This is a genomic window from Comamonas sp. MYb21, from assembly GCF_037479395.1.
Classification (GTDB): domain Bacteria; phylum Pseudomonadota; class Gammaproteobacteria; order Burkholderiales; family Burkholderiaceae_C; genus Comamonas.
Genome location: NZ_JBBGZC010000001.1, coordinates 1 through 13,576 on the forward strand (window position 1 = coordinate 1; position 13,576 = coordinate 13,576).

Genomic DNA, 13,576 nt, shown 5'->3' on the forward strand with positions numbered 1-13,576 from the left:
ACCAGCCAGCGCGAGGAAGCGGCGCAAAGCATCGAGATACGGCATTACCTGTGCGACCACCTGGGAACGCCCCATGCTTTGATCCGGGAAGACACCCGGGTGGAGTGGGCGGTGCAATTGGATGCCTGGGGCAATGTGCGGGTGGAGCATAACCCCAGCGGGCTGTACCAGCCGATCAGGCTGCCGGGGCAGCATGCGGATGAGGATACGGGGCATTATTACAACCGGTATCGGTATTATGAGCCAAAAATTGGATGTTATATAAATCAGGATCCGATAGGTCTCTTTGGTGGGATTAATACATTCGCATATTCGTCAGCGGGTCCGCTTGTAATTTCTGATCCATTGGGTCTTGCAGGATGTATAGTCAATTTCCCTGATTATCCAATTGATACCGGTTATGGATTCTCGCTTAATTTTGTCGGTGGGCATAGCGGGGTACTGAGTTATGATGCCAGCGGTGCGACTCGGTATTATGAATTTGGCAGATATAATCCCAATAATCCGTTTGTAGTAGGTCATAAAAGGCCGGAAGGTGAAGGTAATGTTAGACGTATTTCCGTTCCTGATTTGGTGATGGATCCAGAAACCCGTGAGCCTACAGCTGCCTCATTAGAAAAACTAGAGGGCGCACTCTCGGAGCGCGCAGGAAAGAAGACTAAAACCAGATTAACATGTGATAACAATGCCGACGAGGAAAAAATTAATAATTATGCAAATGATTTGGCGAATGATCAAAATCGACCACCATATAGCCTAAAAATTTGGTCATCAAACCAGTGTAGAGACTTTGCTAGTCGCGCATTAGATGCGGGGAAACGATGAGTATTATTAATCGATGGAGAATTTACTCGTTTGTTTTGAGTCTGTGCTGTATAGCATTGATGTATAGAATATTTGATCAAGGCATCACAATGACCTATGTCAAAGCAAGTAATGATGACGCGCTACGACAACTGATATTGCTAAGGGGGGTGCTTGAGTATAGTTGGCTGGGGCTAACTGAGGATGAAGTTTTATTGCGCTTAAACGGTTATATTGAGTCAAATGCATCTCAGTTGATAGTGCTGAAGAAAGATTGTGAAAATAGCTTTATTAATTTTGAGTCTTATAGATTTTATTTCTCTAATGGGAGGCTTGTGAAAATAGAATGATGGGGTTGCTGGAATTCAGTCTAGCATCGCCCAAGGCGAGCTGCGCTCCATTTTCAAGGAGCTCAGCGCAACCACTGCACACATCCACGAGAACATCAATAAGATAGCCATCGGCGCTGTGCAGAGCTTTATGCGCTAGCAATTCTATAATCTTGAGTAAGCCGTCAAAAGTCAACGGGAAGAAGCAACACAAAAATCGAGAGCTGCCACTATCGCTGCGACCACCTTAGGGCGCACCATGCCCTGATCCGGTAAGACTTCCGGCTAGATTGGGCGGCGCAATTGGATGCATGGGGCAATGTGCGGGTGGAGCATAACCCCAGCGATCTGTACCAGCCGATTAGGCTGCCGGGGCAGCATGCGGATGCGGATACGGGGCTTTATTACAACCGGTATCGGTATTATGAGTCGCTGCTTGGAAATTATCTTAATCAAGATCCCATTCGTCTGGCTGGGGGATTTAATATCTATGCATATCCCATAAATCCAATTTCATTTTACGACTCGATAGGACTGCAGAAAGTTTCGATAGGAAGAAGGAACGGCGGCTCGCAAAAGGCATCCCTATTATTCGATCAAACCTACCCACAGGTCGACCTGGACATTCAGACAGCCAAAACAATATCCTTGCCCCAATATGAAATTGGGGGAGCGGCGAACGGTAAAAAGCCGTGGCAGGAGTTGAGTCCTTACGATTACACACAGTACTGTAAAAAATGGAGCAAAAGCAACCTGTCATGCACTGCAAAAGATAAGGAGCCTGGTCGAGATGTTAAAAATGCATCTAACTACATGCCAAGCGATCGGCCTTGGAAAACCTCTGAAATCCCATCTGGATACTCATGTGATTCTCCTGCATATTTCCCGGAATTGGAAAGTGCCGGGAACGCTGCAACTGCAGATGTCACAGATTATGCTGATGCGGCAGCAAAAATTTTAAGAAATAGAAAAGGATCAAGAAAATGATATTAAAAAGAAATTTGATTTTTATAGTTGCATTATTGTGCGCCAATGCTATTGCTAATAATGAAACCATTTCAAGTAAATGCGATGCAATTTATTATGAAAATGGGTTTGCTGCAGGTTTTCCAATTATTAAGAAGAAAGAATATTGGGAATGGTATAAAAAATCTCATCCAGAATATATTTGGAGCACGGAGCTGGGATTTTACAAGGATAAAAAATTCACCAGCGTTGGCCTAGGTATTTCCATATCAATTGGCACCATGAACTTAAAATCGACACCCAAACAAAATGGCAACTTAGAAAAGCTTATTAATTTTTCAACAAAAAATGCCTTTTTAACGCAGGATTCAAAACTATATTCAAATAAAATACTTCGCGATCAAATCTTATATCGCAGCCAAGTTTTCGCTAGGAATATTGACGATGACATGATTATGATTGGAACGGCGGATGCCGGGCTATTGAAGTTATTCAAAGAATATAACCCCACCCACATGCGGCTCAAAGCGAGTCTTCCTGAGAGCAAGGAATCTTATACATGCTATCCCCAAATAGAAGTTGCTCCATAGGCGTCTTACAAACGCAATATGCGTACATTTGCTATATGAAAGTTACATAGTGAGAATTCTCTATGTTTTTATTGTTTTATTTTTATGAACCCCGCTTCTGCTTACGTCATAAGTGAAAGAGAGATAAGATTAAGTAAAATAGCTGCAAGTGTCTTCCAAGATAAAATCACCTCAGGAGAAATAGCAGATTTATACAAGGCGATCTCAAATCCGAAGTGCAACACCTGAACCTCAGGTAACTTGCACAGATGACTTCACGATATACGCACTTACAGCCAGAAGATCGCCTGACCCTTGCATTGCTGGTGCAGCAGGGTGTTAGCCAACGAGCCATTGCCCGGCTGCTTGGGCGCAGCCCCAGCACCATCTGCCGTGAACTCGCCCGCAATGGCTCGGCTACCCATGGCTATGCCTGCAGGCCTGCCCAGGCATTCTGTGACGCCCGCCGCATTTCTTCTCGGCCTTTGCCCAAGCTGCACCCCGATGGCGCTCTGTGGCACGTCGTCTGTCATCTTTTGCTCTGGCGTTGGTCTCCCCAGCAAATTGCCCACACACTACAGAGCATGCATCCAGATGATCCTAGCTAGCATGTGTCCCATGAGACGATCTACAACGCAATCTATGCATATCCCCGTGGCGAGCTCAAGAAGCAGTTGATTGCGTTGCTGCGCTGGGGGCGCAGTGGCCGCAGACCTCGCACGGCAGGGCAAGATCGGCGCGGTCAGATCCCCGACATGGTGAGCATTCATGTGCGCTCCCCCCAGGTAGATGACCGGCTGATGCCCGGTCATTGGGAGGGGGATCTGATCAGGGGCGCGGGCAATCAGTCTGCAGTCGGTGTGCTGGTCGAGCGCAGCACGCGCCTGGTGCTACTTTGCCGCATGCCTGATGCCACAGCTCAATCGGCTTTGGCTGCGTTCACGGCCAAGCTCAATCAAGTAGCCCAACCCATGCGCCAGACGCTCACCTACGATCAGGGTAAGGAGATGGCACGCCACCGGGAGCACACCAAGGCAACCGGAGTTCGGGTCTACTTCTGTGATCCGCACAGTCCCTGGCAGCGGGGCAGTTGCGAGAACACCAACGGATTGCTGCGCCAGTTCCTTCCCAAAGGAGAGGACCTCAGTGTCCATGACCAAGATGCGCTGGACTCGATTGCCGATATGCTCAACAGGCCGCGCCAAACGCTGGGCTGGAAATCTCCGTACCAAGCATTCCAGCAGTTCATGCAGGCAATTGGACAGCGCAAAGACGCTAGCATTCACTGACTCTGAACTAATCTCAATCAGGGGGTGTTGCAGTTCAAGTTTGAGACCGCCCAGCCATTCACCAGGCAGGCAACGAAGCGGGTCGCCTGACACCGCATCGATACCTAAAGGAAAGGAATCGGCAGAATTCCCTAAGCTCCCTCGCCCCGCCTCAAGACCCCCGGTACGTCGAATAGCTCCAGGGGCTGACCAGCAGCGGCACGTGGTAGTGCTGGTCGGCATGGGCCACGCCAAAGTCCAGGTTCACCTGGTTCAAAAAGTTGGGGCTGGGCAGCTCCACGCCCTTGGCCGCAAAGTAGGCCGCCACTTCAAAGCTCAGGCGGTAGGTGCCGGGGCGCAGCGTCGCATTGTCAAACAACGGGGTCTGGGTGCGTCCGTCGTGGTTCAGGGTTTCACGGCGGATGAGGCGGGCTTCGCCGCCATCGGTGGCGTACAGCGCAATGTCCATGCCCGCAGCGGGGCAGCCGTGCATCGTATCGAGAACGTGGGTGCTCAGGCCCATAGGTAAATCTCCTGATGATTCTGGGTAAGATCGGACTGGTGATGTGCACTAAAAGTGTATACACTTTTTGTCATTCGGCCTACTATCCTGACATGGAATCCACCTCAACGTCCACCATTGCCCAAGCCCTGACCCGTGCCATCGTCGAGCACCGGTTGCTGCCGGGCACCAAGCTGGCCGAGCAAAAACTCGCCGACCACTTTGGCGTATCGCGCACCTTGGTGCGCCAGGCGCTGTTCCAGCTGTCGCAAAACCACCTGGTCACGCTGGAGCCCGCACGCGGCGCCTTTGTGTCCACCCCGTCCGTCACCGAAGCGCGCCAGGTCTTTGCCGTGCGCAAGATGCTCGAAGCGCAGATGACCCGCAGCTTTGTCGAGACCGTCACGCCCAAGCAGATCAAGGTCCTGCGCGAGCATGTGCGGCAAGAGGCCGCCGCCGTGCACCGCGCCGATGTCACCGAGCGCACCGAACTCTTGGGTGACTTCCATGTGCGCATGGCCGAGCTGATGGGCAACGATGTGCTGGCCCAGCTGCTGGGCGATCTGATCTCGCGCTGCGCGCTGATCACGCTGATGTACCAGTCGGCCAGCGCTGCCGCCCACTCCCATGAGGAGCACGAAGAGATTGTGCAGGCCCTCGCCCGCAAGGATGCCGAAGGCGCAGTGCAGCTGATGATCGCGCACCTGGAGCATGTGGAGCAAGGCCTGCAGTTCGAACGCGAGATTCCCAGCAACGATTTATCCATGGCTCTGTCCTCGATCACACTATGACCTACGACGCTACCACCCCCTACCCCCGCGACCTGATCGGCTACGGCCGCGATCTGCCCCATGCCCAGTGGCCCCAGGGCGCACGCATTGCGGTGCAGTTTGTGCTGAACTACGAGGAAGGCGGCGAAAACCATGTGCTGCACGGCGACCCTGGCAGCGAGCAGTTCCTCTCGGAAATGTTCAACCCGGCCTCCTACCCGGACCGCCACATGAGCATGGATGGCATCTATGAATACGGCTCGCGCGCCGGCGTCTGGCGCCTGCTGCGCGAGTTTGAAAAGCGCGGCCTGCCGCTGACGGTGTTTGGCGTGGCCTCGGCCCTGCAGCGCCACCGCGAGCTGGCCCAGGCGTTTTCCGATCTGGGCCATGAGGTGGCCTGCCACGGCCTCAAATGGGTGCATTACCAGAACACGCCTGAAGAAGTTGAGCGCGCCCATATGCAGCAGGCGATGGACATCTTCCACAGCCTCTACGGCAGCCGCAGCACCCACGGCCTGGGCTGGTACACCGGCCGCGACAGCCCCAACACCCACCGCCTGGTGGCCGATTTTGGCGGCTTTGCCTATGACAGCGACTACTACGGCGACGACCTGCCCTTCTGGATGAAGGTTGGCAAGAGCGATGGCAGCGCCGCGCACCAGTTGATCGTGCCCTACACCCTGGACTGCAACGACATGCGCTTTGCGCTGCCCCAGGGCTACTCGCATGCCGATCCCTTCTTCCAGTACCTCAAGGACAGCTTTGATGTGCTGTACGCCGAAGGCGACCCGGCCGGCGAGAACCGCCCCAAGATGATGAGCATCGGCATGCACTGCCGCCTGCTGGGCCGCCCGGGCCGCATCACCGCACTGCAGCGCTTTTTGGACCATATCCAGCAGCACCAGAACGTCTGGGTCTGCCGCCGCATCGACATTGCCCGCCACTGGGCCGAGCACTTTCCCGCCCCCACGCTTTGAAAGATGACACAGCGCCGCGCCCAAGCGAAAAGAAGCGCTAGTACTCCATCCATTCGATAGGAAACACATGGCCCTGACCCTGGAACAACTCAACCAAGCCACGCCCGATGCGGCGCTGGCCATGCTCGATGGGCTGTACGAGCACTCGCCCTGGATTGCCCAAGCCGCGCTGGCCCAGCGGCCTTTTGCTTCGCTCGCCCAGCTCAAGCACGCGATGGTGCGCGTGCTGGCGCAGGCGCCGGTCGATGCGCAGCTGGCGCTGATCCGGGCCCACCCGGAGCTGGCAGGCAAGGCCATGGTGGCCAACACCTTGACGGCAGAGTCCACGCTGGAGCAAAACCGCGCGGGCCTGACGCAATGCACACCCGAGGAGTTCGCGCAGATCCAGCAGCTCAATGCGGACTACAACGCCCGCTTTGGTTTTCCGTTCATTCTGGCGGTGCGCGGGCCACGGGGCCTGGGCCTGGCCAAGCAGGAGATCATCGCCACCTTTGCGCGGCGCCTGAACCACCACCCCGACTTCGAGCGCAACGAGGCACTGCGCAACATCCACCGCATTGCCGAGATCCGCCTGAACGACAAGTTCGGCTACGAGCCGGTGCTGGGCAATGACGTCTGGGACTGGCAGGAGCGCCTGGCCCAACACAGCGACGAAGGCTTTGCCGAAAAAGGCCAGCTCACCGTCACCTATCTGACCGATGCCCACCGCGCCTGCGCCCAGCGCATTAGCCACTGGATGCGCGACAGCGGCTTTGACGAGGTCGAGGTCGATGCGGTCGGCAACGTCGTGGGCCGCTACCGCCCCGCGCAAGAAGGCGGCAAGTATCTGCTCACCGGCAGCCATTACGACACCGTGCGCAACGGCGGCAAGTACGACGGGCGCCTGGGCATCTTTGTGCCGATGGCCTGCGTGCGCGAGCTGCACCGCGCCGGCAAGCGCCTGCCCTTTGGCATCGAAGTGGTGGCCTTTGCCGAGGAAGAAGGCCAGCGCTACAAGGCCACGTTCCTGGGCTCGGGCGCACTGATCGGCCACTTCAACCCCCAGTGGCTGGACCAGGCCGATGCCGCCGGCATCACGATGCGCGAGGCCATGCAGCATGCCGGCCTGTGCATTGACGACATCCCCAAGATCCAGCGCGATGCATCCAACTACCTGGGCTTTATCGAGGTGCACATCGAGCAGGGCCCGGTGCTGACCGAGCTGGATATTCCGCTGGGCATCGTCACCTCGATCAACGGCAGCTCGCGCTATGTCTGCGAGATGGTGGGCATGGCCAGCCATGCCGGCACCACGCCGATGGACCGCCGCCGCGATGCCGCCTGCGGCGTGGCCGAGCTGATGCTGTATGCCGAGCAGCGCGCCGCGCAAGATGGCGATTCGGTCGCCACCGTCGGCATGCTCGAAGTGCCCAGCGGCTCGATCAACGTTGTGCCCGGCCAGTGCAAGTTCAGCATCGACATGCGCGCGCCCACCGATCCACAGCGCGACGCGCTGGTGCGCGATGTGATGGGCCAGCTGGAGGCGATTGCGCACAAGCGCGGCCTGCGCTACCGCGCCGAGCAAACCATGCAAGCGGCTGCCGCCCCCAGCGCGCCGGCCTGGCAGCAGCGCTGGGAAAAGGCCGTGGCCGCCCAGGGCGTGCCGCTGTTCCGCATGCCCAGCGGCGCCGGCCATGATGCGATGAAGCTGCACGAGATCATGCCCCAGGCCATGCTCTTTGTGCGCGGCATCAACAGCGGCATCAGCCACAACCCGCTGGAGTCCTCGACCGCCGATGACATGCAACTGGCAATCGACAGCTTCAGCCATGTCCTTCAACAACTAGAAAACGAAACCGTATGACCACGAACAACGCCACCTACGATGCCCTGGACCAGTGGATTGACCAGCACTTTGACGAGCAGGTGCAGTTCTTCCAGAAGCTGGTGCAAGTCCCCACGGACACGCCACCGGGCGACAACACGCCCCATGCCGAGCGCACCGCCGAACTGCTGCAGGCCATGGGCTACACCGCTGAAAAGCATGAAGTGCCCCAGGCCGATGTCGAAGCCTACGGCATGACCTCGATCACCAACCTGATCGTGCGCCGCCCCTTTGGCGCAGCCGGCTCGGGCCGCACCATTGCACTCAACGCCCATGGCGATGTGGTGCCGCCCGGCGAGGGCTGGAGCCATGACCCCTATGGCGCCCGCATTGTTGACGGCAAGCTCTATGGCCGCGCCGCTGCAGTAAGCAAGTGCGATTTCTCCACCTTCACCTACGCCTTGCGCGCACTGGAGGCCGTGGCCAAGCCCAGCCGGGGCGCGGTGGAGCTGCACTTTACCTACGACGAAGAGTTTGGCGGCCTGCTGGGCCCCGGCTGGTTGCTGGAAAAAGGCCTGACCAAACCCGACCTGATGGTCGCTGCCGGCTTCAGCTACGAAGTGGTCGTCGCCCACAACGGCTGCCTGCAGATGGAGATCACCGTGCACGGCAAGATGGCCCATGCCGCCGTGCCGCACACCGGGGTGGATGCGCTGCAGGCCACCGTGGCGATCATGAACGACCTGTATGCGGAAAACACCGCCTACCAAAAGGTCTGCTCTAAGGTCGAAGGCATCAAGCACCCTTACCTGAACATTGGCCGCATTGAAGGGGGCACCAACACCAATGTGATCCCGGGCAAGGTGCTGCTCAAGATCGACCGCCGCATGATCCCCGAGGAAAACCCGGTCGAGGTCGAAGCCCATATCCGCCAGGTGATTGCCAAGGCGGTGGAGCGCTTCAACAACGAGCGCGGCTACCAAGGTGACGACGCCGTGCGCATCGACATCAAGCGCCTGCTGCTGGCCAATGCGATGACGCCGCTGGCCGGCAACCAGCCGCTGGTCGATGCCATCCAGGCCCATGGCGAAGCCGTGTTTGGCGAGAAGCCCCCGGCTGTGGGCACGCCGCTCTACACCGATGTGCGCCTCTATGTGGAGCGCGGCATTCCCGGCGTGATCTACGGCGCCGGCCCCCGCACCGTGCTGGAGAGCCATGCCAAGCGCGCCGACGAGCGCCTGGACCTGGAAGACCTGCGCCGCGCCACCAAGGTCATCGCCCGCTCGCTGGTCGATCTGTTGGCCTGATCCAACGCGGCGCCCGGCTGCGCCGCCTTACCGGTTTTTACATCCACCGCCCCCAGGCCCCGCGCCTGGAGGCGGTTTTGCATGTGGCGGCAGGCATTTTTGTGAACGAGCCACGCGCATCCAACCGGCCACTCCCGATCGCATGGTGGCGGCTTGAGGGTAATCAGGGGGGTGCGCCATCAGCGCATGTGTATACACTTTTTGTATGGATTTTTAAGACATAACACTGGCTTTTCTGGTCAGAAATTCCCCGCATGAGGAGTGATAAAGATGCAGTCTGACAAACACCCCGTCGACCAGGTACTGCCCCTGGGACGCCTCACCACCTTGGGCTTGCAGCATGTGCTGGTCATGTACGCGGGGGCCGTGGCGGTGCCGCTGATCGTGGGGCGCGCACTCAACCTCGATTCACACCAGATCGCCAAGCTGATCTCCGCTGATCTCTTCGTCTGCGGTCTGGTCACCCTGATCCAGGCCTGGGGAGCGACCCGCTGGTTTGGCATCAAGCTGCCGGTGATGATGGGCGTGACCTTTGCCAGTGTGGCGCCGATGATCTCGATGGCGCAGACCACAGGAGGCGTCTATGGCGCGGGCCTCATCTTTGGCTCGGTCATCGGGGCGGGGGTCATATCGATCCTGATCTCACCGCTGGTCAGCCGCATGCTGCGCTTCTTTCCGCCGGTCGTCACCGGCACCATCATCACGGTGATTGGCATCAGCCTGATGCGCGTGGGCATCAACTGGATCTTTGGCAACCCGGTCGGCCCCACGGCGCCTTCCGTGCCCAACCCCGAGCATGTCAAATGGCTGCAAAGCGCCCAGATGGCCGCCGGCGCGCCGGGCTCGGCGCTGCCGCCCATCCCACACGGCCTGGCGATTCTGCCGTCCGTGCCCAACCCCCGCTATGCGGACCTGAGCGGCGTTGGCATCTCCGCGCTGGTGCTGGTCTCCATCCTGCTGATCACCAAGTTTGCCAAGGGCTTTATGGCCAATATCGCGGTGCTGGCCGGCATTGTCATCGGCGCCATCGTGGCCTCGGCCATGGGCCTGATGACCTATGAAAAAGTCGCGCATGCCGAGTGGTTTGACTTTGTCATGCCGTTCGAGATCGCGATGCCGGTGTTCGACCCCATCCTGATCCTGACCATGACCCTGGTGATGGTCGTCGTGATGATCGAATCGGTGGGCATGTTCCTGGCACTGGGCGACATGACCAACAAAGAGGTCACCCCCGCCGACCTGACCCGGGGCCTGCGCACCGATGGCCTGGGCACCTTGCTGGGCGGCATCTTCAACACCTTCCCCTACACCAGCTTCTCGCAAAACGTCGGCCTGGTCGCAGTCACCGGCATCCAGAGCCGCTTTGTCTGCGTGGCCGGCGGCTTTATCCTGATCATTCTGGGCGTGCTGCCCAAGCTGGGCGCGCTGGTCGAATCGCTGCCCACGATGGTGCTGGGCGGCGCGGGCTTGGTCATGTTCGGCATGGTGGCCGCCACCGGCATCCGTATCCTGTCGAATGTGGATTTCCGCCATAACCGCTACAACGCCATGGTCGTTGCCGTGTCGATTGGCGTGGGCATGATCCCGCTGATTGCACCGCAGTTCCGCCAATGGATGCCCCACGCCATCCACCCGCTGATCGAATCGGGCATCCTGCTGGCCTCCATCTGTGCCGTCGCCTTGAACCTGTTTTTCAACGGCGCCAAACTCGACCAGGCCCAGATCATCAAGGCTGCGCAGCAAGCAGATGCCCACTGACAAGATTGCTGCGGTGCAGCATCGAAACTTAGGCCCACTGCCCCATAGGGGTGGGCCTGCGCCTTTATCATCAGCTTGGTTCACTCTGGATTGATTCACTCTTATGGCACAACAACTGTCCGCCGCCGAACAGGCACTGCGCGAAGCCGCACTCGAATACCATCGCAGCCCCAGCAAGGGCAAGATTTCGGTCACCCCCACCAAGCCGCTGTCCAACCAGCGTGACCTGTCGCTGGCCTACTCGCCAGGCGTGGCCTACCCTTGCCTGGACATCGAGGCCGATCCCAGCCTGGCTGCTGACTACACCTCGCGCGGCAACCTGGTGGGCGTGATCACCAACGGCACCGCCGTGCTGGGTCTGGGCGATATCGGCCCGCTGGCCAGCAAGCCGGTGATGGAAGGCAAGGGCTGTTTGTTCAAGAAGTTTGCCGGCGTCGATGTGTTCGACATCGAACTGGCCGAGCGCGATCCGGACAAGCTGATCGACATCATCGCCAGCCTCGAGCCCACGCTGGGCGGCATCAACCTCGAAGACATCAAGGCACCCGAGTGCTTCTACATCGAGCAAGAGCTGTCCAAGCGCATGAACATTCCGGTGTTCCATGACGACCAGCACGGCACGGCCATCATCTCCAGCGCTGCACTGCTCAACGGCCTGGAGCTGGTCAACAAGCAAATCGGCAATGTCAAGATCGCCGTCTCCGGCGCCGGTGCCGCCGCCATTGCCTGCGTCGATGTGATGGTGGGCCTGGGCGTCAAGCGCGAGAACATCTTCATGGTGGACTCCAAGGGCGTGATCTACGAAGGCCGCCCCGGCAACCTGGACGCCTCCAAGGCGCGCTACGCGCAAAAGACCGAGGCCCGCACCTTGGCCGACGTGGTCAACGGCGCGGACGTGTTCCTGGGCTGCTCGGCTCCCGGCGTGCTGACCGCCGACATGGTCAAGACCATGGCCGACAAGCCCATCATCCTGGCGCTGGCCAACCCCGAGCCAGAAATCCGCCCCGAGCTGGCCAAGGCCGTTCGCCCCGATTGCATCATCGCCACCGGCCGGTCGGACTACCCGAACCAGGTCAACAACGTGCTGTGCTTCCCCTACATCTTCCGTGGCGCGCTTGACTGCGGCGCCAGCAAGATCACCGAAGCGATGAAGCTGGCCTGCGTGCGCGAAATCGCCGCCCTGGCCAAGCAGGACGTGAGCGACGAAGTGGCAGCCGCCTACCAGGGCAAGGAGCTGAAGTTCGGCCCCGACTACCTGATCCCTACGCCTTTCGACACCCGTCTGATTCTGCGCATTGCGCCCGCCGTGGCCAAGGCTGCACAAGAATCCGGCGTGGCAGCACGCCCGATCGAAGACATCGACGCCTACCGTGAGAACCTCACCCGCTTCGTCTACCAGACCAGCATGTTCATGCGCCCGGTCTTTGCAGCCGCCAAGGCCAACGTGCAACGCGTGGCCTACGCCGAAGGCGAAGACGACCGCGTGCTGCGCGCCGTGCAAGTGGCGGTGGACGACGGCCTGGCCAAGCCCATCCTGATCGGCCGCCCCGCCGTCATCGAAGCGCGCATTGCCAAGGCCGGCCTGCGCCTGCAACTGGGCAAGGATGTGGACATCGTCAACCCTGAAGATGACCCCCGCTTCCGCCAGTACTGGGAGGCCTACCACGCGCTGATGGGCCGCAATGGCGTCACGCCTGAGGTCGCCAAGTCGGCGGTGCGCCGCTCCAACACCGTGATCGCCGCACTGATGGTGCACCTGGGCGATGCCGACGCGATGCTCTGCGGCGTGATGGGCCGCTTTGACCGCCACCTGGGCCATATCGAAGACGTGCTCGGCCACAAGACCGACGCCAACCGCCTGGCCACCGTGAACGCGCTGATGCTGGAAAACCGCACCTTGTTCATCGCGGATACCTACATCAACGAAGACCCCACCGCCGAAGAGCTGGCCCAGATCGCCAAGCTTGCCGCGCAAGAGGTGCAGCGCTTTGGTCTGCCTCCGAAGGTGGCCTTCCTCTCGCACAGCAACTACGGCTCGTCCACACGCAAGTCGGCGCTCAAGATGCGCGCTGCCCGCGACCTGTTCGCCGCTGCCAACCCCGACATCGAATGCGATGGCGAAATGCATGGCGACGCCGCGCTGGACGAAAACGTGCGCGAGCGCACGCTCATCGAGTCGAGCCTGACCGGTGAAGCCAATGTGCTGATCTGCCCGAACCTGGATGCCGCAAACATCCTGTTCAATGTGCTCAAGACCACCGCCTCGCACGGCACCACCATCGGCCCGATCCTGCTGGGCAGCGAGGCACCTGCCCATGTGCTGACCCCCTCGTCCACCGTGCGCCGCGTGGTCAACATGACGGCCCTGGTCGCCGCCCAAGCCCAAGCGCGCAAGGAAGGCAAGTAAGCGCTGGCGCGGCGCCCGCTGCGCCTTGCTGGCGCTGTATATCTACAGCGCACCAACAGATAGCCCCAGGCACAGCGCCTGGGGCTTTTTTACGTCTGCACCGCAGCCCTCGCGC

The 13,576-nt window shown here is 59.1% G+C and carries 11 protein-coding genes and 1 pseudogene; 11 read left to right on the forward strand and 1 reads right to left on the reverse strand.

What is annotated here, in order from left to right; genetic code table 11:
* From WH367_RS00005 to WH367_RS00025, 5 genes and pseudogenes are all read left to right on the forward strand, one after another.
* The coding region (locus WH367_RS00005) for an RHS repeat-associated core domain-containing protein (protein WP_339533568.1) at positions 1–825 on the forward strand (825 nt) is incomplete at its 5' end.
* Positions 822–1,154 (forward strand): Imm58 family immunity protein, encoded by a 333-nt coding sequence (locus WH367_RS00010; protein ID WP_339533569.1) that lies wholly within the window; start codon positions 822–824, stop codon positions 1,152–1,154. The genes WH367_RS00005 and WH367_RS00010, both read left to right, overlap by 4 nt.
* Before the next feature lie 282 nt (positions 1,155–1,436).
* The gene (locus WH367_RS00015) at positions 1,437–2,120 is read left to right on the forward strand and encodes an RHS repeat-associated core domain-containing protein (protein ID WP_339533570.1); all 684 of its coding nucleotides are present in this window, start codon (positions 1,437–1,439) and stop codon (positions 2,118–2,120) included.
* Positions 2,117–2,689: a hypothetical protein gene (locus WH367_RS00020; RefSeq protein WP_339533571.1), complete on the forward strand. Its 573-nt coding sequence runs from the start codon at positions 2,117–2,119 to the stop codon at positions 2,687–2,689. Before WH367_RS00015 ends, WH367_RS00020 begins: the two co-directional genes overlap by 4 nt.
* Before the next feature lie 248 nt (positions 2,690–2,937).
* Positions 2,938–3,957, forward strand: a pseudogene (locus tag WH367_RS00025) (IS30 family transposase).
* A 151-nt stretch (positions 3,958–4,108) separates the two neighbouring features.
* On the opposite strand, the gene uraH reads toward WH367_RS00025, so the two are convergent.
* Positions 4,109–4,459, reverse strand: coding sequence for a hydroxyisourate hydrolase (gene uraH / locus WH367_RS00030; RefSeq protein WP_021027040.1), 351 nt, complete (start codon positions 4,457–4,459; stop codon positions 4,109–4,111).
* Between the two features lie 92 nt (positions 4,460–4,551).
* Here uraH and WH367_RS00035 point away from each other — a divergent pair, with 92 nt between their 5' ends.
* From WH367_RS00035 to WH367_RS00060, 6 genes are all read left to right on the forward strand, one after another.
* A complete protein-coding gene (locus WH367_RS00035; protein ID WP_021027041.1) occupies positions 4,552–5,229 on the forward strand; it encodes a GntR family transcriptional regulator in 678 nt (225 codons plus the stop codon).
* Complete coding sequence (puuE, locus tag WH367_RS00040; protein WP_339533572.1) at positions 5,226–6,185, forward strand: allantoinase PuuE; 960 nt, start codon at positions 5,226–5,228, stop codon at positions 6,183–6,185. Before WH367_RS00035 ends, puuE begins: the two co-directional genes overlap by 4 nt.
* A gap of 67 nt (positions 6,186–6,252) precedes the next feature.
* Entirely contained in the window at positions 6,253–8,028 is a 1,776-nt protein-coding gene (uraD, locus tag WH367_RS00045; RefSeq protein ID WP_339533573.1) for a 2-oxo-4-hydroxy-4-carboxy-5-ureidoimidazoline decarboxylase, read from the forward strand.
* The gene (locus WH367_RS00050; protein ID WP_339533574.1) at positions 8,025–9,296 is read left to right on the forward strand and encodes a M20/M25/M40 family metallo-hydrolase; all 1,272 of its coding nucleotides are present in this window, start codon (positions 8,025–8,027) and stop codon (positions 9,294–9,296) included. The genes uraD and WH367_RS00050 overlap by 4 nt, the downstream gene beginning before the upstream one ends.
* A 270-nt stretch (positions 9,297–9,566) precedes the next feature.
* Positions 9,567–11,054, forward strand: coding sequence for a nucleobase:cation symporter-2 family protein (locus WH367_RS00055; protein WP_021027045.1), 1,488 nt, complete (start codon positions 9,567–9,569; stop codon positions 11,052–11,054).
* Between the two features lie 103 nt (positions 11,055–11,157).
* Complete coding sequence (locus WH367_RS00060; protein ID WP_339533575.1) at positions 11,158–13,461, forward strand: NADP-dependent malic enzyme; 2,304 nt, start codon at positions 11,158–11,160, stop codon at positions 13,459–13,461.
* The last annotated feature ends 115 nt before the right edge of the window (positions 13,462–13,576 follow it).